General features: G+C 62.3%; 17 protein-coding genes. 11 read left to right on the top strand and 6 right to left on the bottom strand.

Annotated elements, in window-relative coordinates; genetic code table 11:
• Nucleotides 1-834 precede the first annotated feature (834 nt).
• A complete protein-coding gene (locus JQ600_RS19675; RefSeq protein ID WP_312010894.1) occupies nt 835-2,841 on the top strand; it encodes an EAL domain-containing protein in 2,007 nt (668 codons plus the stop codon).
• Nucleotides 2,842-2,872: 31 nt separating this feature from the next.
• Here the strand turns inward: JQ600_RS19675 and JQ600_RS19670 are convergent, their stop codons facing one another.
• Nucleotides 2,873-3,427: an ActR/PrrA/RegA family redox response regulator transcription factor gene (locus JQ600_RS19670; RefSeq protein ID WP_192736382.1), complete on the bottom strand. Its 555-nt coding sequence runs from the start codon at nt 3,425-3,427 to the stop codon at nt 2,873-2,875.
• A gap of 85 nt (nt 3,428-3,512) precedes the next feature.
• Entirely contained in the window at nt 3,513-4,862 is a 1,350-nt protein-coding gene (locus JQ600_RS19665) for an ActS/PrrB/RegB family redox-sensitive histidine kinase (protein ID WP_212386449.1), read from the bottom strand.
• A 268-nt stretch (nt 4,863-5,130) separates the two neighbouring features.
• Here JQ600_RS19665 and JQ600_RS19660 point away from each other — a divergent pair, with 268 nt between their 5' ends.
• From JQ600_RS19660 to JQ600_RS19645, 4 genes are all read left to right on the top strand, one after another.
• On the top strand, nt 5,131-5,922 hold the full coding sequence (locus tag JQ600_RS19660) for an ABC transporter ATP-binding protein (RefSeq protein WP_212268742.1): 792 nt from the start codon (nt 5,131-5,133) through the stop codon (nt 5,920-5,922).
• On the top strand, nt 5,919-6,737 hold the full coding sequence (locus JQ600_RS19655; protein WP_212268743.1) for an ABC transporter permease: 819 nt from the start codon (nt 5,919-5,921) through the stop codon (nt 6,735-6,737). Before JQ600_RS19660 ends, JQ600_RS19655 begins: the two co-directional genes overlap by 4 nt.
• A gap of 126 nt (nt 6,738-6,863) precedes the next feature.
• Nucleotides 6,864-8,213 (top strand): polyhydroxyalkanoate depolymerase, encoded by a 1,350-nt coding sequence (locus JQ600_RS19650; protein WP_212386450.1) that lies wholly within the window; start codon nt 6,864-6,866, stop codon nt 8,211-8,213.
• 197 nt (nt 8,214-8,410) lie between these two features.
• A complete protein-coding gene (locus JQ600_RS19645; RefSeq protein ID WP_212386451.1) occupies nt 8,411-9,262 on the top strand; it encodes a M48 family metallopeptidase in 852 nt (283 codons plus the stop codon).
• Nucleotides 9,263-9,339: 77 nt separating this feature from the next.
• Here the strand turns inward: JQ600_RS19645 and JQ600_RS19640 are convergent, their stop codons facing one another.
• On the bottom strand, nt 9,340-11,598 hold the full coding sequence (locus tag JQ600_RS19640) for a penicillin-binding protein 1A (RefSeq protein ID WP_212386452.1): 2,259 nt from the start codon (nt 11,596-11,598) through the stop codon (nt 9,340-9,342).
• 139 nt (nt 11,599-11,737) lie between these two features.
• Here JQ600_RS19640 and JQ600_RS19635 point away from each other — a divergent pair, with 139 nt between their 5' ends.
• Nucleotides 11,738-12,163 carry a DUF1330 domain-containing protein gene (locus JQ600_RS19635; RefSeq protein ID WP_212386693.1) on the top strand — a complete coding sequence of 142 codons (426 nt, stop codon included), beginning with the start codon at nt 11,738-11,740 and terminating at the stop codon, nt 12,161-12,163.
• A 63-nt stretch (nt 12,164-12,226) separates the two neighbouring features.
• On the opposite strand, the gene JQ600_RS19630 is transcribed toward JQ600_RS19635, so the two are convergent.
• Entirely contained in the window at nt 12,227-13,453 is a 1,227-nt protein-coding gene (locus JQ600_RS19630) for an ABC transporter substrate-binding protein (RefSeq protein ID WP_212268747.1), read from the bottom strand.
• A gap of 349 nt (nt 13,454-13,802) precedes the next feature.
• Entirely contained in the window at nt 13,803-14,165 is a 363-nt protein-coding gene (locus JQ600_RS19625; RefSeq protein ID WP_212268748.1) for a DUF1304 domain-containing protein, read from the bottom strand.
• Nucleotides 14,166-14,340: 175 nt separating this feature from the next.
• Between JQ600_RS19625 and JQ600_RS19620 the strand changes: the two genes are divergently transcribed.
• The 4 genes from JQ600_RS19620 (at nt 14,341) to JQ600_RS19600 (ending at nt 17,489) form a co-directional block, all read left to right on the top strand.
• Nucleotides 14,341-14,814, top strand: coding sequence for a PaaI family thioesterase (locus JQ600_RS19620; RefSeq protein ID WP_212268749.1), 474 nt, complete (start codon nt 14,341-14,343; stop codon nt 14,812-14,814).
• The gene (locus tag JQ600_RS37405; RefSeq protein WP_312010895.1) at nt 14,793-16,373 is read left to right on the top strand and encodes an AlkA N-terminal domain-containing protein; all 1,581 of its coding nucleotides are present in this window, start codon (nt 14,793-14,795) and stop codon (nt 16,371-16,373) included. The genes JQ600_RS19620 and JQ600_RS37405 overlap by 22 nt, the downstream gene beginning before the upstream one ends.
• A complete protein-coding gene (locus JQ600_RS19605) occupies nt 16,354-16,881 on the top strand; it encodes a methylated-DNA--[protein]-cysteine S-methyltransferase (protein ID WP_212386453.1) in 528 nt (175 codons plus the stop codon). The genes JQ600_RS37405 and JQ600_RS19605 overlap by 20 nt, the downstream gene beginning before the upstream one ends.
• A gap of 203 nt (nt 16,882-17,084) precedes the next feature.
• Nucleotides 17,085-17,489, top strand: a complete 405-nt coding sequence (locus tag JQ600_RS19600; protein ID WP_192736396.1) for a nuclear transport factor 2 family protein — start codon at nt 17,085-17,087, stop codon at nt 17,487-17,489.
• A gap of 15 nt (nt 17,490-17,504) precedes the next feature.
• Here JQ600_RS19600 and JQ600_RS19595 read toward each other — a convergent pair whose 3' ends face one another.
• Complete coding sequence (locus JQ600_RS19595; protein WP_212490038.1) at nt 17,505-20,300, bottom strand: [protein-PII] uridylyltransferase; 2,796 nt, start codon at nt 20,298-20,300, stop codon at nt 17,505-17,507.
• Nucleotides 20,301-20,499: 199 nt separating this feature from the next.
• Between JQ600_RS19595 and JQ600_RS19590 the strand changes: the two genes are divergently transcribed.
• Nucleotides 20,500-21,474: an aliphatic sulfonate ABC transporter substrate-binding protein gene (locus JQ600_RS19590; RefSeq protein WP_212490037.1), complete on the top strand. Its 975-nt coding sequence runs from the start codon at nt 20,500-20,502 to the stop codon at nt 21,472-21,474.
• Nucleotides 21,475-21,499: the final 25 nt, after the last annotated feature.

The raw sequence follows: 21,499 nt of genomic DNA, 5'->3' as shown, positions 1-21,499 counted from the left end.
GCATATATTCGCCCATCCCGTCCTACTCAGAAGGGCGTCGGCCGTCGTCACGGACGTTGGACGGGTTGCGGTGGACGCTGGTTTACGCCTCGACGACGGCGTGGATAAGCGTACGGCAAAACCGTGTGGTCCTGGCGCCCGTGGCAGGCGTCAAGCTGTCGGAGAAGCGCAAGCGGGAACGGCAGCGACGGAGTCAACCAAGAACTCGTCTCCGGGGAGATCACGGCATAAGCCGTAAAGCCATTGCGCAGGGAAGGCCGGGTGTTCTCCGCTGCCCTGTATGCTCGTGTGCACTTTGTTTTGTGCAAACCGCACACGAGACCGCGGGTGCAGCGCGCACCCGGTCTTCCCTGCGCCCTCTCTGTTTTCAGATGGCGAAAGGTCTCTTGCAAAACTTCGCGCGTAGCAGCGGCGAGATCGCGAAGTCATGTCTGCTCTTTGAAGATTGAATCGAAATGCGCATCAAGTTCCGCTGGTGGAACTCTGATCGCCGCAATCGCGGGCAAAGGCATTCGATGAAACTGAAATGCAATTGGATATCGAGATGTTCACATGCCCTTCACTACGATCGATCTTAGATATCGCGCGTGGGGCCTGCCGCACGCGATCTTAAGCCGCCAATCCTACTCCAATAGTACAGCCTGCCGGTACTGCGGACATCAGGTGTTTGAGCGCCACACCGGCGCGGTCAGCAGACAAAAGGCAACGCAATCGGGCCCAAACGAAAGCAGGCCCTAACGTCGCGCGGTTTCGCGCGTAAGGACAGATCAGGCACCGCAAATGATGGGTCCCACGCGCGGCAAAAATCGCCTTTTGCGGCTTGTAGCGCCCTTCGTGGCGGTTGTGATTTTTCAGGGGCTTCTGGCCGGCCTTAGTCTGGAGCTGCTCTCGTCGGTTCGCGCCTTTGTCGGCGGCGAGGGCATGTGGTCGAAGAGCCAAAAAGACGCCATCCACTTTCTCTCGGTTTATTCCCAGACCGCTGACGAAGAGTCCTTCGACCGGTTCAGGAAGGCGATCGCCGTTCCGCTCAGCGACCGGGTCGCACGACGGGCGCTGGAGCAGCCGACCCCCGATCTGGATGCCGCCCGGGACGGCCTCCTGGGAGGCGGAAATCATCCCGCCGATATTCCAGGAATGATCCGGCTCTTCCGCTATTTCCAGCACGGCCCATATGTCAAAACGGCGATCCGGCACTGGAGAGGGACAGATCCATTTCTGGATCAGCTGGTGTCGCTTGGCGACCTCCTGCATGAGGAGTTGTCCAGCGGTCCCGCGGTCGGCGGGCGTGCAGCCTTCCACAAGGAGCAAATCGATTTCATCGATCGGCGGCTCGCGCCCCATGCAAGCGCCTTCTCGGAGAATCTTGGAGAAGGCTCGCGGTTTCTCAAGTCCGTGCTGACGGTGGCAAACCTGCTGACGGCAATGTCGCTGGTTTCGCTGATTGTCTGGCATACGCGCAAAATGCTGAAGCAACGAATGCGCTTCGAGGCTGCCGAACAGGAGTTCCTCGCAAAGCTGTCCTGGGAGGCATCGCATGACGCCTTGACGGGCCTGGTCAATCGTCGCGAATTTGAAACCCGCCTTGGAGTGGCGCTCGACCGGCTGTCCGATCAGCCCAGCGAACATTCCCTGATGTTCCTCGACCTCGACCAGTTCAAGGTCGTCAACGACACCTGTGGTCATGCCGCCGGGGATCAATTGCTAAAACATACGTCGGCTTTGCTGCAGGAGAATCTTCGCGGCGCCGGCCTGCTGGCGCGATTGGGCGGCGACGAGTTCGGCGTTCTGTTGCAGGACTGCGACGCCGGTTCGGCGGTCGCGATTGCGGAACGCCTCCGGCTTGCCGTGCAGGAGTTGAGGTTCGTCTGGAATGCATGCTCCTTCAATATCAGCGTCAGCGTCGGTCTCGTGCATGTCGCCGAGGCCAATGCCATGGAGGCAACGCTGCGGGCGGCCGATATGGCCTGCTACATGGCAAAGGAGAAGGGACGCAATCGCATTCAGGTCTACCATCCCAGCGATGCTGAACTGGTCGAACGCGTCGGTGAAATGGCCTGGGTGCAGAGGATCAGGAACGGGCTTGACGAACAACGGTTCTGTCTGTTCGCGCAGGAAATTCGCTCGCTCAACAAGGCTGAGCAGGATCGTTCCCATGTCGAGTTGCTGCTCAGGTTGCGCGACGAAGACGGAAAATTGGTCCAGCCCGGCAGCTTTATGCCGGCGGCGGAGCGCTACGGCCTGATGCCGCTGATCGATCGCTGGGTCATCCGAAACGCATTTGCCTTGATCGCCGAACGGTTGAGTTGCTCCGAACCGACTCAACTATCGAGCTGCGCCATCAATCTCTCCGGCGCGACGTTCGGCGACGATGATTTCGTTGAATATGTACGCCGGCAATTCGATATTTACCGGGTGCCGCCCGGAATGATCTGTTTCGAGATCACCGAAACCAGCGCGATCGCCGATATGCACAGCGCCAAACGGTTTATCGAGGCGTTGAAGAAATTGGGCTGCCGCTTCTCACTTGACGATTTCGGCACCGGTATGTCGTCCTTCTCGTACTTGAAGCACCTCCCGGTCGACTACATCAAGATCGATGGCAGCTTCGTCAGGGAAATGCTGAACAGCAAGATGGACCGGGCGATGGTCGAAATGATCGTTCACGTCGCCAAGGTGATGGGAAAGAGCACGGTTGCCGAATTCGTCGAGAACGACGAGATACTCCCAGCCCTGCGCGAAGTCGGTGTCGACTATGCGCAGGGGTATGCGATCGGGAAGCCGTCGCCGTTCAAGGACATGTATCCGCTGCCTGCGGATGCTCCTCATCGAGAAGTAGCCTGAAGGACCGAAGCCGCCGATCCCTGCCGGCAAATTACCGCGGCGCGCGCTTGGCCAGAATGCGCTGCAGGGTACGGCGGTGCATGTTCAGGCGCCGCGCGGTCTCCGAGACGTTGCGGTTGCACATTTCATAGATCCGCTGGATGTGTTCCCAGCGCACGCGGTCCGCCGACATCGGGTTCGCCGGCAGTTCGGATTTCTCGGTGCCGCTGGCGAGCAACGCGGCGACCACGTCATCGGCGTCGGCGGGCTTCGAGAGATAGTCGACCGCGCCCATCTTCACCGCCGTGACGGCGGTGGCGATGTTGCCGTAACCGGTCAGCACGATCGCGCGCGCCTCGGGGCGCTTGCGCTTCAGCGCCGATACCACGTCGAGCCCGTTACCGTCGCCGAGCCGCAGATCCACCACGGCGAAAGCCGGCGCGGAACGGCCGATCTGGGCGAGACCGTCGGACACGGTATCGCACGACGTCACGGCGAAGCCGCGGCTTTCCATCGCGCGCGACAGGCGCTCCAGAAACGGCTTGTCGTCCTCGACGATCAAGAGCGAGCGGTCGGTGAGGTCGTTCAGTTCGGTGATGGCGTTCAAGGTCGGGTATCCCCCGGTTGCAGGTTCAACAAGATATGGCGCTACCAGACGGCGCTGCCAAGGCCCTCAATAGTCGATCAGGGTGTCATTCCCGGTCGTTGGAACCGTTCCAGGAGGCATTATCGGCCGCCGTGTCGTCCGCTTCGAAGCGTTCGCGCGGCCAGACGATTTGTACCACAGCGCCGTGATCGGGAAAGGTCCGGTTGGTAAACGAGACCTTGGCGCCGGTGCGCTCCAGCAGGGTACGGGCGATGAAGATGCCGAGCCCAAGGCCGGCCCGCGCGCTTTGGTCCTCATCGGTGCTGCGCCGCCGCGATAAATAGGGCTCGCCGATGCGTTTCAGCATGGCGGGGGCGATGCCCGGGCCGTCGTCGGAAATGATCATCTCGACCGTATCGGCGTTCCACCAGGCGTTGACCTCGACCGTGGTCCGGGCGAAATCGACCGCATTTTCCAGAATATTGCCAACGCCATAGAGGACGGCGGGGTTACGGGCGCCGACCGGTTCACGCGTCGCTGCGACCGCTAGCCGCACCTTGATGGCGACGCCGAAATCGCGGTGCGGTGCAACCGTTTCCTCGATCAGCGTCGACAGCGGCATCCGATCGAACGGTGCGCCGGAGGAGGAGAGCTGGGTGATCTTGGCCAGAATTTCGCGGCAGCGTTGCGCCTGCTCGCGCAGGGTTTTGAGGTCGCCGGCGAGCTGTTCGTTGCCGTCAACCGTCTTTTCGAGTTCGCGCGAAATCAGGAAGATCGTCGACAGCGGCGTGCCGAGTTCGTGCGCGGCTGCGGCGGCAAGGCCGTCGATCTGGGTAAGGTGCTGCTCGCGGGTCAGCACCAGTTCGGTGGCGGCCAGTGCGTCAGACAGTTTCCGGGACTCCTCGGTGACCTGGAACGCATAGAGCGAGGTGACGCCGATCGCGACCAGGATCGAGAGCCAGACGCCGAACAGGTAGATCGGCGGCAGCACCAGCGGATCGTCGCTGTCCCACGGCAGCGGCAGATGGAAAAACACCAGTGCGGAGGCGCAGGCAACCGCGAGCACACCAAGTGCAATGGTCAGCCGGATCGGCAGCGCCGTCGCCGAGATCAGGACGGGGGCCAGGAACAGGAACGAGAACGGATTTTGCAGCCCGCCGGTGAGGAACAGCAGCGCCGCAAGTTCGACGATGTTGAGCGCAAGCAATGCGGCCGCATAGACCGGTTCCAGCCGCTGCATCGGATTGAACGCGATCTGCAGTGCGAGATTGACCAGCGCCGAGAGGCCGACAATGGCGACGCAAGGAATAATGGCAACGTCGAATTCCAGCCCGTGCGCCACGATGAAGATCGCGCTGAGCTGGCCGAGCGCCGCCAGCCAGCGCAGCCGCAATATCGTATCGAGACGGACGTGGCGGAGTGGATGGCGAAAATCGGAGCTGGAAATTTCAGTCATTCCGCAACTTTAGCCGCGTGGCGCCGCGATCACAAATTCGCGCCCGATTCCGTCGGTATTTCTCCGTCATGGCCGGGCGTAGCGGTCTGAAGGACGGCGTCGCTTTCGCTCGCCTATCCCCGGCCATCCGCGTCTTGGCTGCAAGAAAGAAAGTGGTGGATGCCCGGGACATAGGCGAGCGGAAGCGACGCCGTCCTTCGGACCGCTACGCCCGGCCATGACGACCTTCTTGCACTAGCCGCTGCAATAGCCCAATGAACAGGGCCAAATGGTCAATAATGACGCCGCGCCAATGCCGCTGCCCGCAGTCGATCCGGCAGGATCCGCGATCGAGGTCGCGCATCTGATCAAACTCTACAAGACCACCCGCGCGGTGGATAATGTCTCGTTTCGCATCGCGCGCGGCAGTATCACCGGCCTGCTCGGCGGCAACGGCGCCGGCAAGACCACGACGATTGCGATGATCATGGGGCTGGTGCTGCCGACGTCGGGCCGCATCCAGGTGCTGGGACATCCGATGCCCGAGCAAAGCGCCGAGGTGCTGGGCCGGATGAATTTCGAAAGCCCCTATGTCGACATGCCGATGCGGCTCACGGTGCGGCAGAATCTCACCATCTTCGGCCGGCTCTATGCGGTGGAGAACCTGCGCGAGCGCATCGCTCAGCTTGCCGCCGATCTTGATCTCGAGGAATTCCTCGACCGCGCCAGCGGCAAACTTTCCGCTGGCCAGAAGACCCGCGTTGCGCTGGCGAAAGCGCTGATCAATCAGCCTCAACTGTTGCTGCTCGACGAGCCGACGGCCTCGCTCGATCCGGATACGGCCGATTGGGTGCGCCAGCATCTGCAGGATTATCGCAAGGCACATGACGCGACGATATTGCTGGCATCGCACAACATGCTGGAAGTGGAGCGGCTGTGCGACCGCGTCATCATCATGAAACGCGGCCGGATCGAGGATGACGACAGTCCCGATCAGATCATGGCGCGCTACAACCGTGCGACATTGGAAGAAGTCTTCCTCGACGTCGCACGCGGGCGGGTGAGGGAAGGCGCGCCATGAGCGGGGTTGCCGTTCATCACGGAATTTCGGTGCACCGCATCAACGCGATGGTGCTGCGCTATTGGTATTTGCTGATGTCGTCCTGGCCGCGGCTTCTGGAGCTGATCTACTGGCCGGTGCTGCAGATCATCACCTGGGGTTTCCTGCAGAACTACATTTCACAGACGTCGAGTTTTTTCGCTCAGGCCGGCGGCTCGCTGATCGGCGCCGTCATCCTGTGGGACATCCTGTTCCGCGGCCAGCTCGGCTTTTCGATCTCGTTCCTCGAGGAGATGTGGGCGCGCAACATCGGCAATCTGATGATGAGCCCGCTGAAGCCGATCGAGTTCCTGATCTCGCTGATGGTGATGAGCCTGATCCGGCTTGCGATCGGCGTGATCCCGATGACGCTGCTGGCGCTGTTCTGGTTCGACTTCAATTTTTTCGCCATCGGCCTGCCGCTGATCGCGTTCTTCTGCAATTTGATCTTCACCAGCTGGTCGATCGGGATCTTCGTGTCGGGTCTGGTGCTGCGCAATGGCCTCGGCGCCGAGAGCATCGTGTGGACCCTGATGTTCGGCCTGATGCCGCTCGCCTGCATCTATTACCCGGTGTCGGTGCTGCCGGTCTGGCTGCAATATCTCGCCTGGACGCTGCCGCCGACTTACGTGTTCGAGGGCATGCGCGCGCTGTTGATCGACCACGTGTTCCGGACCGACCTGATGGTGTGGTCGCTCGCGATCAACGCGGTGCTGTTTATCGCGTCATTTGCGATCTTTCTTGCCCTTTTGCGCAGCGCCAAACACCACGGTTCTTTGCTCGGGGGTGGCGAATAAGTCACAAATTCCCGTGTATTTCTGAGGTTTTTGGCCATTTCTCTACGTATATATACGGAGGTGTGCATTGACGCATTATTGCGCATTCGGCACTGTGTTGCGGCGCAAAAGAGGGATCAGAATTCAATGCCGATTGGTGAGTTTGGCGGAGCACCGCCACTGGTGGCCGAAGGCAGTCCGGCACTTACGACGCCGATGTACTGGATGTACGAAATGGGCCACGCGTCGCTCAATCCGGCCCGCGCCGTGACTGATGCCACGAAGATCCTGTTTCAGAACCCGCTTAACCCGTGGTCGCACACCGAATTCGGCAAATCGATCGCCGCGGCCTGCGAATTGTTCGAGCGCACCACGCGCCGTTACGGCAAGCCCGACTGGGGCCTCGACACGACCGAAGTGAACGGCGTTCGCACCCCGGTCGAGGTTCGCTCGATCTGGGAAAAGCCGTTCTGCCGTTTGCTGTATTTCGATCGCAAGCTGACGCGGCCGCTGCGCAGTCCGCAGCCGCGGGTGCTGATCGTGGCGCCGATGTCCGGTCACTACGCAACGCTGCTGCGCGGTACCGTCGAAGCCTTCCTGCCGACGCATGAAGTCTACATCACCGACTGGTCCGACGCGCGAATGGTGCCGCTGGCGGAAGGCCGCTTCGATCTCGACGACTATGTCGACTACGTGATCGAGATGCTGCACGTGCTCGGCGGCAACATGCATGTCATCGCGGTGTGCCAGCCCTCGGTGCCGGTGTTGGCAGCCGTTTCCGTGATGGAAGGCGCCAACGATCCCTTCGTGCCGCTGTCGATGACGCTGATGGGTGGCCCGATCGACACCCGCCGTAATCCGACCTCCGTGAACAATCTCGCCGCCGAGCGCGGTATCGAATGGTTCCGCAACCACGTCATCACCAAGGTGCCGTTCCCACACCCCGGCGTGATGCGCGACGTCTATCCTGGCTTCCTGCAGCTTTCGGGCTTCATCACGATGAATCTCGATCGTCACACCGACGCCCACAAGGCGCTGTTCAGCAATCTGGTGAAGGGCGACGGCGATCTGGTCGACAAGCACCGCGAATTCTATGACGAATATCTCGCGGTGATGGATTTGACCGCAGAATATTACCTGCAGACCGTCGACGTCGTGTTCGTCAAGCATGCGCTGCCCAAGGGCGAGATGATCCATCGCGGCAAGCTGGTCGATCCGTCCAAGATTCGTCGCGTCGCGTTGATGACGGTCGAAGGCGAGAACGACGACATCTCCGGTCTTGGACAAACCGAAGCGACGCACTCGCTGTGCACGTCGATTCCCGATCATCGCCGCGTGCATTACGTGCAAAAGGGCGTCGGGCACTACGGTGTGTTCAACGGTTCGCGGTTCCGCTCCGAAATCGTGCCGCGCATTTCCGATTTCATGCTGTCTTCGGCCAATACCAAGCCGAAATTGGTCGCTGCATCAGATAAATTGGTTGGGGCTGCTGAATAGTGTCGATTCCAGCATCGATTTTGCGGCTCAACTAAGTTGCTGAATCAATTAAAAGAATCTGGATTCGCGCAGTGCTGAAGGAATGAGTAACATTTCATTTTTTCAACGAGGAGTGAGGCTGGATTCAGCCGAAAATTTTTGGTTCCAGCCCCTGCCGGTAGGGGCGGAATAGAGTCCAGCCCCTGTATATTGGGCAAATGATTTGTTTTTGCGCCGAACGGTTTCAGTGGCGGCTTGAGTGGCAGCGGTTATGGCAGAATCCGGGCGAACTCTTGCCCCCCGGACTGTCAGACATGGCTACTCGCGCCCTCCTCTATCGGCGGCCCGCCGAACCCGCGACTCTTTTGGTCAAACACGGCTCGCAATTCTTTGCGATTCGGCTGCGTCGGCACCGCCGCGCGCGCCGTTACACGTTACGCATTCATCCGACCGATCGCGAGGCGATCCTGACCATGCCGCCGCGCGGCACGCTGGCGGAAGCAAAGGATTTTGCGCAGCTTCATGGCGGTTGGATCGCCGCACGTCTCGGTCGCCTGCCGAAGGCCGCACCGTTTCATGCTGGCACAGTGGTACCGCTCCGCGGTGTTCCGCACCGCATCGTGCATCGTGCCGGCGAGCGCGGCACGGTGTGGACCGAAACCCGCGACAGCGGCGAGAAAGTTCTCTGCGTCGCCGGCGGCGCCGACCACATGGACCGCCGCGTCCATGATTACCTCAAGCGTGAAGCGCGCAAGGATCTGCACAAGGCATCATTGGCCTATGCGGAAGAACTCGGCGTCAGGGTCAAGCGGGTGTCGATCCGCGATCAATCGAGCCGCTGGGGCTCCTGCACCTCGGCCGGATCATTGTCGTTTTCCTGGCGGCTGATCCTCGCACCGCCCTTTGTGCTGGACTATCTTGCCGCCCATGAGGTCGCGCATCTGGTCGAGATGAACCATTCGGCGCGGTTCTGGCGGGTCGTCGCGAAAGTCTGCGGCCATGTCGAGCGCGCGAAGTCCTGGCTCGATACCCACGGCAACGACCTGCACCGTTACGGGGTCGAGGACTAAGTCGGAGAACCGGGCCCCATTCTACTTTGCATGGGGTTGTTTTCGCGATTTTGGGCCTGCGGCCTGCGGCCTGCGGTCTAGCGATTTCCGCCGAACACTCGGTCCATCAGCCATCCATCCAGTCCCGCGGCCGCCTCCGGGCGTGCCGATGGATTGGGCGGTGGCGCCGATGTGCGCGTCGGTGGCTGGCGATAGCCGCCGCCTGAGGGGATCGGTGCAAGCGGCACCGGCGCTTGCGCGGATGGCTGATACGATGGCTGTGGCGGCGCGTTGACTTGCGAGGCGGGGAACAGATTTGAGAGCAGGCCACCGCCGCCGGCTTGTGATTTCGGCAGGTTCGCAACCGGCACGCCCTGGTGGGCCGATCGCATGAAGCGGGTCCAGACCTCGACCGGCAAGCCGCCACCGGTGGCCTTCTTGGTCGGCGAGTTGTCGTCATTGCCAAGCCAGACGCCGGTAACGAGATTTGCGGTGTAGCCGATGAACCAGGCGTCGCGGAAATCCTGACTGGTGCCGGTCTTGCCGGCGGCCATCCAGCCCGGAAGCTCCGCCTTGCGCGCGGTGCCCGACAGCAGCGTCTCCTGCATCATGGTGTTCATCATCGCGACGTGCCGCGGCTCGATCACCTGGCTCAGCTGATCCGGCTGCCGCGCATACAGCACCTTGCCTTCATTGGTGCGGATTTTGGTCACGACATGCGGGGAAACCCCGAGCCCGCCATTGGCGAACGGCGCAAAGGCGCCGACCAGCTCGATGACCGAGACTTCCGAGGTGCCGAGCGCAATCGAGGCGTTGGCGTCCAGCTTCGAGGAAATGCCGAGCCGGTGCGCGGTCCGCACCACGCTCTTGGCGCCGACTTCGATGCCGAGCCGCACCGCCACCGTGTTGAGCGACATCGAAAGCGCCTGGGTCAGCGTCACCGATCCGAAATATTCATGGGTGTAGTTCTCAGGCCGCCAGCCCTTGATATCAACAGGCGAATCCTGCCGGATCGTCTCAGGCGTCAATCCCGCCTCGATCGCGGTCAGATAGACGAACGGCTTGAAGGCCGAGCCGGGCTGGCGCTTGGCGGTAACCGCGCGGTTGTACTGGCTCTCGGCATAATTCCTCCCGCCGACCATGGCGCGGACCGCGCCATCCGGCGTCATCGCCACCAGCGCGCCCTGCGTGACGTTGAACTTCACGCTCTTGGCGGCGAGTTCGTCGATGATGGAGGCTTCCGCCACGCTTTGCAGTTTGGGATCGATCGTGGTCTCGACCACGATGCTCTGTTCGATCTGGCCGACCAGATCGTCGAGCACTTCGCCGATCCAGTCGGCGACGTAATTGACGGTACCGGCGCCGACCGGCTTCACATTATAGGACGGGTGGCCGATCGAGGCTTGGGCCTGCGCGTCGGTGATGAATTTGGCATCCGCCATCGCCGCGAGCACGATCTGGGCGCGCGCTTCCGCGCCTTCCGGATTGCGGTTCGGCGCCAGCCGCGACGGCGACTTGACGAGGCCCGCCAGCATCGCCGCTTCCGCGATCGTGACGTTCTTGGCGGACTTGCCGAAATAGCGTTGCGCCGCGGCCTCGACGCCATAGGCGCCGGAGCCGAAATAGACGCGGTTGAGATAGAGCTCGAGGATTTCCGATTTGGAATGCTTGCGCTCCAGCCAGATCGCGAGTTCCACTTCCTGCAGCTTGCGCGCGATGGTGCGTTCCTGGGTCAGGAACAGGTTCTTCGCGAGCTGCTGGGTCAGTGTCGAGCCGCCCTGCGAGACGCCGCGATGCATGACGTTGGTGACCGCCGCCCGCGCGATGCCGATCGGATCGACGCCGTAATGCGAATAGAAGCGGCGGTCCTCGATCGCGATGAACGCTTTCGGCAGATAGGGCGGCAAATCCCTCAGCGAGACATTGGCGCCGGCCATTTCGCCGCGCGAGGCCAGCACGCTGCCGTCGAGGCCGACGATCTGGATGGTCGGCGGTCGTTTTGGAATTGCCAGCGACTGGATCGCCGGCAGGTGCGCGCCGACCCAGATGATGACGCCGACGATCGCGATCGCAGCCCACAGGCCGAGCACCGCGCCCCAATAGAACAGCCGGCCGATGCGGAATCCACCGCGTGATTTCGACCGGCGCTTGGCGCCGCTGCGGCCAGCGCGCGGCTTGCGCTCGCGCGGCGGCTCGTCGTCATCGTTTTCAGGTTTACGCTTGGCGGATGATTTTTTCGGCTTGTCGTCGCCGGACGGGACGCGGTCCTGCGGCGACAGCCGCAATTCGCTCAGCGCGGCGGCGAGCCCGAATTGCGGTTCCTTGCGGCCGCCGCTCTTTTTCCGTCCCCACGCCATACGCAAACGCTGCTCACATCCCGCCCGCCGCAAGCTAACGTTCGCAGTTTAAGGGGCGGTTACGGAGAGGTTAACGCGGGATTAGGAGGTGCGGCGGCGCGTGCTAAAGGAACAGCATATGTCAGCAAGGGAAGCCGCCATGGGCCACATCGATCCGACCAAGGAAGTGTTCGCGCAATTTCGGGCCAATGACCGGCCGGGCCCGATCCACATGCTCAATCTGGTCCGTCTGCGGGAACAAGCTGCCTATCCCGACGGCCGCAAGGCGTCAGGGGCTGAAGCCTATGCGGCGTATGGACGGGAAAGCGGGCCGGTGTTCGAACGGCTCGGCGGGCGGATCGTCTGGCAGGGACGGTTCGAACTGATGCTGATCGGGCCGGCGGAAGAGCGCTGGGATCATTGCTTCATCGCCGAATATCCAAGTGTCGCCGCCTTCGCCGAGATGATCCGCGACCCTGCGTATCGCGAGGCGGTGAAGCACCGCCAGGCGGCGGTGGAGGATTCGCGGCTGGTCCGGCACGCGGTGCTGCCGGTCGGAAAGACGTTTGGGGAAATCCCGAAATAACAACGCACAAAAAATCGGCGACCCCGAGGGACCGCCGATCATTCGTATCGATGGAAGCTGAGGCTAGCCCGCCGGGCCGGCGTCCTCGAGGATCGGGCCGAACAGTTCCCAACGCTCGCCGTTGAACTTCATCATCTGCAACTGCTTGTTGACGCGGTAGTCGTCGGGGCCGGTGTTGATCTTCATGCCCGGCAGGCCGAGGTCGAGTACGACGTCCTTCAACGAGGCCGCCTGCTTCATGACGTTTTCACGGGTCAGGTCATCGCCGCATTGTTTGAGCACCTGCACGAGCAGCTGAGCGGTCGAATAGCCGTAGGTATTCACCGTGTTCATCTTGTCGCCTTCCGGGAAGTATTTCGCCATGAAGTCGAGATACTTCTGCAGGCCCGGATCGCCCTTCCAGGTCGGATCGGCCGGATCCTTGCCATAGTTGACGCTGATCACGCCCTTCGACGCTTCGAGGCCTGCCGGCTGCAGCGTGGCGCTGACCGGGCTGGCGTTGATGTCGAGGATGTGGATCGGCTTCCAGGCGAGTTCGTGGATCTTCCGGATTGCCTGCGCCGCCTGCTTCGGCGTCGAGGCGCTGTAGAACAGGGTCGCGCCGGCGTCCTTGATCTTCAACACCTGCGAATCGATGGTCGGGTCGGAGACTTCGTAGGAAGACTCGGCCACGATCATCTTAGCCGCCTTGTCGCCCAGGCCCGCCTTCAGCCCGTTGACATAGTCCTTACCCAGATCGTCGTTCTGGTAGAGGATGCCGATCTTGGCATCCGGATGTTCTTTCAGAATGTACTTGCCGTAGATGCGACCCTCGACGAAGTAGTTCGGGTTGTAGCCCATGGTCCAGGGGAAGTTCTTGGGATCGGTGAACTTCGAGGCGCCGGTGGCGGCGAACAGCTGCGGCACCTTCTTGCCGTTGAGATATTTCTGAACGGCGGCGTTTGCCGCGGTTCCGATAACCTGGAAAGTGAGGAGGACTTCATCGCTCTCCACGAGCTTGCGGATCTGCTCGACCGTCTTCGGCGGGCTGTAAGCGTCGTCATACTGGATCAAATTGATCTTGCGGCCGTTGATGCCGCCCTGGTCGTTGATCATCTTCATGTAGGCGGCCTGCGTCTTGCCGATATTGGCATAGACGGAATAGGCGCCCGAGAACGGCACGGTCTGGCCGATCTTGATTTCGGTATCGGTCGCGCCGGTGTCGTACTTCTTCTGCGCGTAGGCCGACGAAGCCGACAGGGCAATCGCGAGCGCCGTGCCGGTGATCAAATGGAAAATACCATTCCTCATATTGCTCGTTTCCTCATGTGTTGATTGAGCCGATGATCTTGTCTTGGGACCTAATATGACCCGGTGGACGCCATCGCTGGTTGCAATAGTGGCGGAACGGATGCTGCAATGCAAGGCGATGCAAGTTGAAACGGTCCTGGATTTCTGGCTGGCGAGGGCAAGGTTAATTCGAGGGCAGCAATTGCTGTCTGCCCAAAAAGAATCCAATCGACATGTGCACGTTCCGAATGACACCGCATTGGGCATTGGAGCCCGCACGGGATACCGAAAACGGACAACGATGCCGTGCGGAACACGGCAGCGCCAGTTCCTTTCTGAACGAAGCGGCCCAGCCAGAACGGCCAGGCGTTTACGCCAACCAGAGCAGGATCAATGCGAGCGCCGCGGGCGCCGCCTGCACATACAAGATCCGACGGCTGACGGTCGCGGCGCCGTAGCTGCCTGCCACGATCACACAGAGCAGAAAGAATGCCTTGATCTGGAACGCGAAGCCCGGGTTTGGATGGACCAGGCCCCAGACCAGGCCAGCGGCGAGGAAGCCGTTATAGAGCCCTTGATTGGCGGCCAGCACCGCCGATTCCGTTGCCTTCTCGATCGTGTTGCGGAAGGTCTTCAGCCCCAGCGGCTTGGTCCAGAGAAACATCTCCAGCACCAGAAAATAGACATGCAGCGCGGCGACCACCGCGACCAGACAATTGGCGAAAAGCGTCATGTGGCGGCCCCCCAAAACCGACAGCGGAATTCGGGTGGACGCTAGCACGCTCAGCGTGAAAAGTGCGGCGGCGTGCCGATATTTTGCAGAGAATGATGAGGTCCGAAAACCGCGAGACAGGCGGGACGCGATATCAGATGCTTCGATCGAGCGACAGCGCGAGGAATCAATGGGAATGCGTACCGACAGAACATACGGCACCGTCAGCGTCATCAGGCGCAAGGAAATGAGCGGCCTGGAATTTGTCCAGGGGCTCGCGGATGGCACGCTGCCCCTCAACACGATCGCACGCACACTGGGCTACGATGTCACCGAAGCCGCGAGCGGGCGCGTGGTCATCACCGCCGAACCGAGTGACGACCATCTCAATCCAGCCGGCACCGTGCATGGCGGCTTCTCGGCCACGCTGCTCGACAGCTGCATGGGGCTGGCCATTCAGTCGACCCTGGAGAAAGGTCTGGGATCGACGACGCTGGAGTTCAAGATTTCGCTGGTTCGACCGATTACGCCCGAGACCGGCACGATCAGGGCCGAGGGCATTGTGCTCAGCAGCGGCCGGCGGGTCGGCACCGCGGAAGGACGCATCACGGATAGCAAGGGACGTTTGCTTGCCCAGGGCACCACGACTTGCCTGATTTTCGAGAACTGAGCCGCGCATCCGCGCGCAAAGCGCGGGACATGCCCTGCACGATGGTGGATGATTTCCTGATGGATATGGACCGTACCGCTTGCTACCGCGCGATTTCGACCCGGGATATCAGGTTCGACGGGCGGCTTTTTGTCGGTGTAAAAACCACCGGCATCTATTGCCGGCCGATCTGTCCGGCGCGCACCCCGAAATTCGAGAACGTGTCGTTCTATGCTTCGGCGGCCGCAGCCCAGGAGGCCGGCTTCCGTCCCTGCCTGCGCTGCCGGCCGGAAGTGTCGCCTGACCTCGCGTTCTGGCGCGGCAGCTCCAACACGGTTTCGCGCGCGCTGGCATTGATCGAATCCGGCGGGCTCGATGGTGACGATGTAGAAGGTCTGGCTAATCGGCTCGGCGTCGGCGGGCGGCAATTGCGGCGGCTGTTCCGTCAACACGTCGGCGCTTCGCCGATTGCGGTGGCCCAAACCCGACGGGTGCTGCTTGCCAAGCAGTTGATCCACGAAACGCCGCTGCCGATGGCCGAGGTCGCCCTGGCGTCCGGCTTCAACAGCGTGCGCCGCTTCAACGAAACCTTTTTGGAACTGTTCGGACGTCCGCCGGCCGCGTTGCGGCGTTCCCGCGACAAGACCAGGCGTGAAGCCGGTGCGCTGTCGGTTCGTCTTCCGTATCGGCCGCCCTATGATTGGGACGCGATGCTGTCGTTCCTCAGCGCCCGCGCCATTCCCGGTGTCGAGATCGTTGCCGGCGATAGCTATCGCCGCACGATTGCGATCGGCGGCAAGTGCGGCGTGATCAGCGTCGTGCCCGCGCCGAAGAACCGGATCGACGTCCGCGTTCGCTTCCCCGAGATGGCGGCCTTGCCGCAGGTCATCGCGCGGGTCCGCCGGGTGTTCGATCTCGCCGCCGATCCCGATACGATCGGCGCGCATCTCGCGCTCGACCCGAGGCTGGCGCCGCTGGTCGCGGCGCGGCCGGGCTTGCGAGTCCCTGGGGCATGGGACGGTTTCGAACTCGCGGTGCGCGCGATCTTCGGCCAGCAGATCACGGTTCCTGCCGCGACCAAACTGCTCGGCAAACTGGTGCAGGCCTTTGGCGATCCGCTGCCGCCTGCGATGACAGACAGCGAGGGTCTCAGCCATCTGTTTCCCTTTGCGGCGCGGATTGCTAGCTCCGATCTGACAACGCTCGGGATGCCCGGTGCGCGGGCGATGGCGGTGACCTCGCTGGCGCAGGCGATCTCGGCCGATCCCGCGATATTCAGCCGCGGCGCCAGCCTTGAGGATGCTATCGTGAAATTGAGGGCGCTGCCGGGAATCGGCGAATGGACCGCGCAATACATCGCCATGCGCGAGCTCCGCGAACCCGATGCGTTCCCCGCCGCCGACATTGGATTGCTCCGCGCGATGACCGACGGCGAAGGTCGGCGGCCGTCGCCTGCGGAATTGCTGACGCGCAGCGAGCGCTGGCGGCCGTGGCGCGCCTATGCGGCGTTGCATCTGTGGGCCGCGGGTGTACCGCATCCCGCCTTGTCCGGAAAAATCGATGAGCGCGAAGCCGCCTGAAACCTTCAATCTCGACCGGCTGCAAACGCCGATCGGAACCGCGTTGCTGGTGACCGATTCCGGCGGCGTGCTGCGTGCGCTGGATTGGGAAGAGCACGGGCCGCGCATGAAGGAGTTGCTGCGGCTGCAATATGGTCTGGTCGATCTCGAGGAGGCGCGATCACCGAAAGAGCTGAGGTCGGCGCTAACGGCGTATTTCAAAGGCGATCTCGATCGCCTCAACGCGATCAAGTGGCGCGTTGCGGGTACGCCGTTCCAGCAAAAGGTCTGGACTGCATTGCCGAAGATACCTGCCGGCACAACGATGAGCTACGGCGCGCTCGCAGCCCAACTGAACGCGCCAAAAGCCATGCGTGCGGTCGGTCATGCCAACGGCTCCAACCCGATCAGCGTCGTCGTGCCCTGTCATCGCCTGATCGGCGCCAACGGCGCGCTGGTCAAGTATGGCGGCGGCCTCGAGCGGAAGCGGTGGTTGCTGGAGCATGAGGGTGTAGTGATCGGCGCGTAATGGGCGTGCAATCTCTCAACGCGTCATTCCGGGATGCGCCTCTTGGCGCAGGCCCGGAATCCATACTCCCGATCGGGGTTATGGATTCCGGGCTCGCGCTACGCGCGCCCCGGAATGACGGAGACATGTCAGGTCCGTAAACCGCCAGACAGTCTGCCGCGACGCCCCTAGCGTCTCCCCACATTCCAACAAGGAGACGACCAATGACGGACGCAGAAATTCAGGAATTTGTGACGCGATTTGCCGCCGCCTGGGCGGCGCGGGACGGAAAAGCCTTTCTCGATCTCTGGCACCCCGAAGGCTCGCTGCATACGCCGCTGGTGGGCCGGCGCGTGGCGGGCAACGAACTCGACCGGCTGATGGAAGTGCAGACCGCGGCGGCGCCGGATTTCGTCTGGCAATTGCTGGACTGGACCTCGCGCGGCGACGTCGTGATCATCGAATGGCAGACCACGCGCAACGTAGGCGGCGTCAGGTTCGAGTGGCGCGGCGTCGACAAGTTCCGCATCAAAAATGGCAAGATCATCGAGGAGCGGGTCTATACCGACACGGCGCCGCTGCGCGCGTTCCGCAAGGGCGAGAAGCTGGAGCCGATCACCCAGTTCTGAGAGAAGAGTGACGGATCACGCCGCCGGCTGGGCGGCGTTGTCCTCGCTCGCGAGCAGGTGCAGCAGCGCGCTCTTGATCGCGGCCTGCCGCGTCGGCGCAGTGATCTGCGCACCGAGCAGATCGGTGACGTAGAACACGTCGCGGGCGCGCTCGCCGAAGGTCGCGACATGGGCGGAGGCGATGTTGAGGTTGAGCTTCGAGATCGCCGTCGTCAGCTGGTACAGCAGACCCGGGCGGTCGAGGCCGGAGACCTCGATCACGGTGTAGCGGTCCGACCATTGATTGTTGATGGTGACTTCAGGCTCGACCACGAAGGGCCGCACCTTGCCGCGCGCGGCCGCCTTGCGCGCCACCACTTCGGGCAGGCGCAATTTGCCCTCCAGCACCTGCTCGATCATCTCGCCGATTCGCGTGGCGCGGCGGCCCTCGTCCTCGTCGCGGTCGTATTCGCGGGAGATGGCGATGGTGTCGAGCGCGCGCCCGTCGGTGGTGGTGTAGATCTGCGCGTCGACGATGTTGGCGCCCGCCGACGCGCAGGCGCCGGCGATGATCGACAGCAGCCAGGGATGGTCGGTCGCCAGGATCGTCAGTTCGGTGACGCCGCGCGCTTCGTCGAAGCCGACATTGATCGCAAGCTTGTGGCCGGCCTGTTCGCTGGCCCGCAGGAAACGCGCGTGGCGGATTTTTCGCGGTAGCTCTACCTTGAGCCAATAGGCCGGGTAATGCCGCGCGATATAGGCGTTGAGTTCCTGCTCCGGCCATTCGGTGAAGGCCGCGCGGAATTCGGATTGCGCCACCGCGATACGCTGAGCGCGGTTCACTTCGGAGAAGCCGCCGGTCAGCACCGGCTCGGTTTCGTAATACAGCGTGCGCAGCAATTGCGCCTTCCAGCCATTCCAAACGCCGGGACCGACGCCGCGGATGTCCGCGGTGGTGAGAATCGTCAAGAGCTTCATCTGCTCGACCGACTGCACCACGGCGGCGAAATTCTCGATCGTCTTGCGATCCGACAGGTCGCGCGACTGAGCCACCGTCGACATGGTCAGATGCTCTTCGATCAGCCACGCTACCGTCTCGGTATCGGCGGCGTTGAAGCCGAGCCGCGGGCACAGCCGCCGCGCCACCTTGGCGCCGGCGATCGAATGGTCTTCGGGCCGGCCCTTGGCGATGTCGTGCAGCAGCGTGGTGATGTAGATCACCGCGCGGTGCTCGGGGCGAATTTTGCGCATCAGGTCGCTGGCGACGGTGAACTCGTCGTTGCCGCCGCGCTCGATGTCCTGCAGGAAGCCGACGCAGCGGATCAGATGCTCGTCCACCGTGTAATGGTGGTACATGTTGAACTGCATCATCGACACGATCTTGCCGAAGGCGCGGATGAAGTGACCGAGTACGCCGGTCTCGTTCATGCGCCGCAGCACGGTCTCGGCGTTGTCGGACGTCAGGATCTCCATGAACAGAAGGTTGGCATCCGGATTTTCCCTTAAGCCGGTGTTGATCAGCTTCAGCGAGCGCGTCACCGTGCGCATCGCGTCGGGATGGAAGGCGAGGTTGTTCTTCTGTGCGAGACGGAAGATCCGGATCAGATTGACTGGATCGTGCTTGAAGACGTCGGGCGCCGCGAGATTGATGCGATTGTTGTCGATGATGAAATCGTCGCTGTCGGGCACCCGGCGACGCTTGATGCTGGGCCTGAACCGCGCCACGACGCGGCTCAAGACCGGCGCCGGCTTGGCCTGCTCGTCTTCCAGCTTGGCGCACAGGATCGCGGTGAGGTCGCCGACGTCCTTGGCGACCAGGAAGTAGTGCTTCATGAAGCGCTCGACATCCTGCATGCCGGGATGCGAGGTATAGCCGAGGCGGACCGCGATCTCGCGCTGCATGTCGAACGACAGCCGCTCTTCGGCGCGGCCGGAGACGAAATGCAAATTGCAGCGCACCGACCACAGGAAGTCGGCGCAGCGGCGGAAGGTGCGGTATTCCTGCGCGTCGAACACGCCGCGCTCGACCAGTTCATCGGTCTCGCGCACGCGATAGACATATTTCGCGATCCAGAACAGCGTGTGCAGGTCGCGGAGGCCACCCTTGCCGTCCTTGACGTTGGGTTCGACCAGATAGCGCGACTGCCCGCCGCGGCGATGGCGTTCTTCGCGCTCGGCGAGCTTGGCGGTGACGAATTCAGCCGCGGTGCCCTGCACCACGTTCTTGTCGAAGCGCGCGACCAGTTCGTCGTAGAGCGGCTGGTCGCCGGTCAGGAACCGGGTTTCGAGGATGGCGGTGCGGATCGTCATGTCGCCGCGCGCCTGCCGGACCGATTCATCGACCGAACGCGTGGCGTGGCCGACCTTCAGTCCCATGTCCCACAGGCAATAGAGAATGGCTTCGGCGACCTGCTCGCCCCAGGCGGTCTGCTTGTAGGGCAGGATGAACAGCAGATCGATATCGGATTCCGGCGCCATCAGGCCGCGGCCATAACCGCCGGTGGCGACGACAGACATGCGCTCTTCGCCCGATCGGACATGCGAGCGATAGAGGTGCCGCGTGGCGGCGGAATAGAGAATGCGGATGATTTCATCCTGCACGAAACACAATCGCTCCGCGCAGCGGCGGCCGTGGCGGTCCTTCAGCAGCACGGCTTGCGCGGTTTTTCGCGCCGCGATCATCTCGGCCTTGAGCAATTGCGCCATCGCCGAGCGAAACACGTCCTCGCGCCCGGCATTTTTTTCGGCGAGCGCATCGATCGCGGCGGTGATCCGCGCGGTATCAAAACGATCATCCGCCACAGGGCGGTCCTCGGTCACAACGCTGTCCATGATCTATCCCGATATCGGACGGCGCAGACGCTGTCACGGATGATTGTGAGGCAACAGTAGTTCTATGCTGGATTCGCGTTGCTTTGGGCAAACCTGTTCCCAGGGCGCAGCTTTCGCGGCAGCTATTTTCTGGTTGACCTTGCGGTTTAACTCATTGAAATAAAAGACAGTTTTTTTTGGGATAAGAGGAGACCAGGGAATGTCCAGGATTTCACGGCGCGCGTTTGCTGCTGTTATCGCAGCCTCGACCTTGCTGCCCGGTGCGGCCTTCGCCGCCGACCCGCTCAAGGAAATTCGCATCGACTGGGCGACCTACAACCCGGTGTCGATGATCCTCAAGCAGAAGGGCCTGCTGGAAAAGGAGTTCGCCAAGGACGGCATCAACGTCGTCTGGGTGCAGTCGGCCGGTTCCAACAAGGCGCTCGAATTCCTCAACGCCGGATCGATCGACTTCGGATCGAGCGCGGGCTCGGCCGCTTTGGTCGCCAAGATCAACGGTAATCCGATCAAGTCGATCTATGTCTATTCGCGCCCCGAATGGACCGCGCTGGTGACATCAAAGGATTCCAAGATCGCCAGCATTGCCGACCTCAAGGGCAAGCGCGTCGCGGTGACGCGCGGCACCGATCCGCACATCTTCCTGGTGCGTGCGCTGCTCGGCGCGGGCCTCTCCGAAAAAGACATCACCCCGGTGCTGCTGCAGCACGCCGACGGCAAGACCGCACTGATCCGCGGCGACGTCGACGCCTGGGCGGGGCTCGATCCGATGATGGCGCAGGCCGAAGTCGAGGAGGGCGCCAAACTGTTCTTCCGCAAGCCCGACGCCAACACCTGGGGCATCCTCAATGTGCGCGAGCAGTTCCTGAAGGACCATCCGGACGCGGTTCGCCGCGTGCTCGCGGTATACGAAGAGGCGCGCAAATACTCGCTGGCCAATTACGACGACCTGAAGAAAACTTTCATCGGCATCACCAAGCTGCCGGACGCGGTCGTCGACAAGCAGCTCAAGGAGCGCACCGAACTGACCCACAGCCGCATCGGCGCACCGCAGCGCGAATCCATCCTCGCCGCTGGCCTCGCTTTGCAGCAGGCCGGGGTCGTTGCCGCCACCGTCGACGTCAAGGCGACGCTGGATGCGCTGATCGACGATCAGGTCCCGCTGCCGACGAATTAGCATCGTCGCCCCGGCGAAGGCCGGG

Origin of the sequence: Bradyrhizobium sp. AUGA SZCCT0176 (genome assembly GCF_018130145.1) — a bacterium.
Classification (GTDB): domain Bacteria; phylum Pseudomonadota; class Alphaproteobacteria; order Rhizobiales; family Xanthobacteraceae; genus Bradyrhizobium.
Note: the sequence above shows the minus strand (reverse complement) of the source record. Positions and strands in the feature narration are given on the sequence as shown.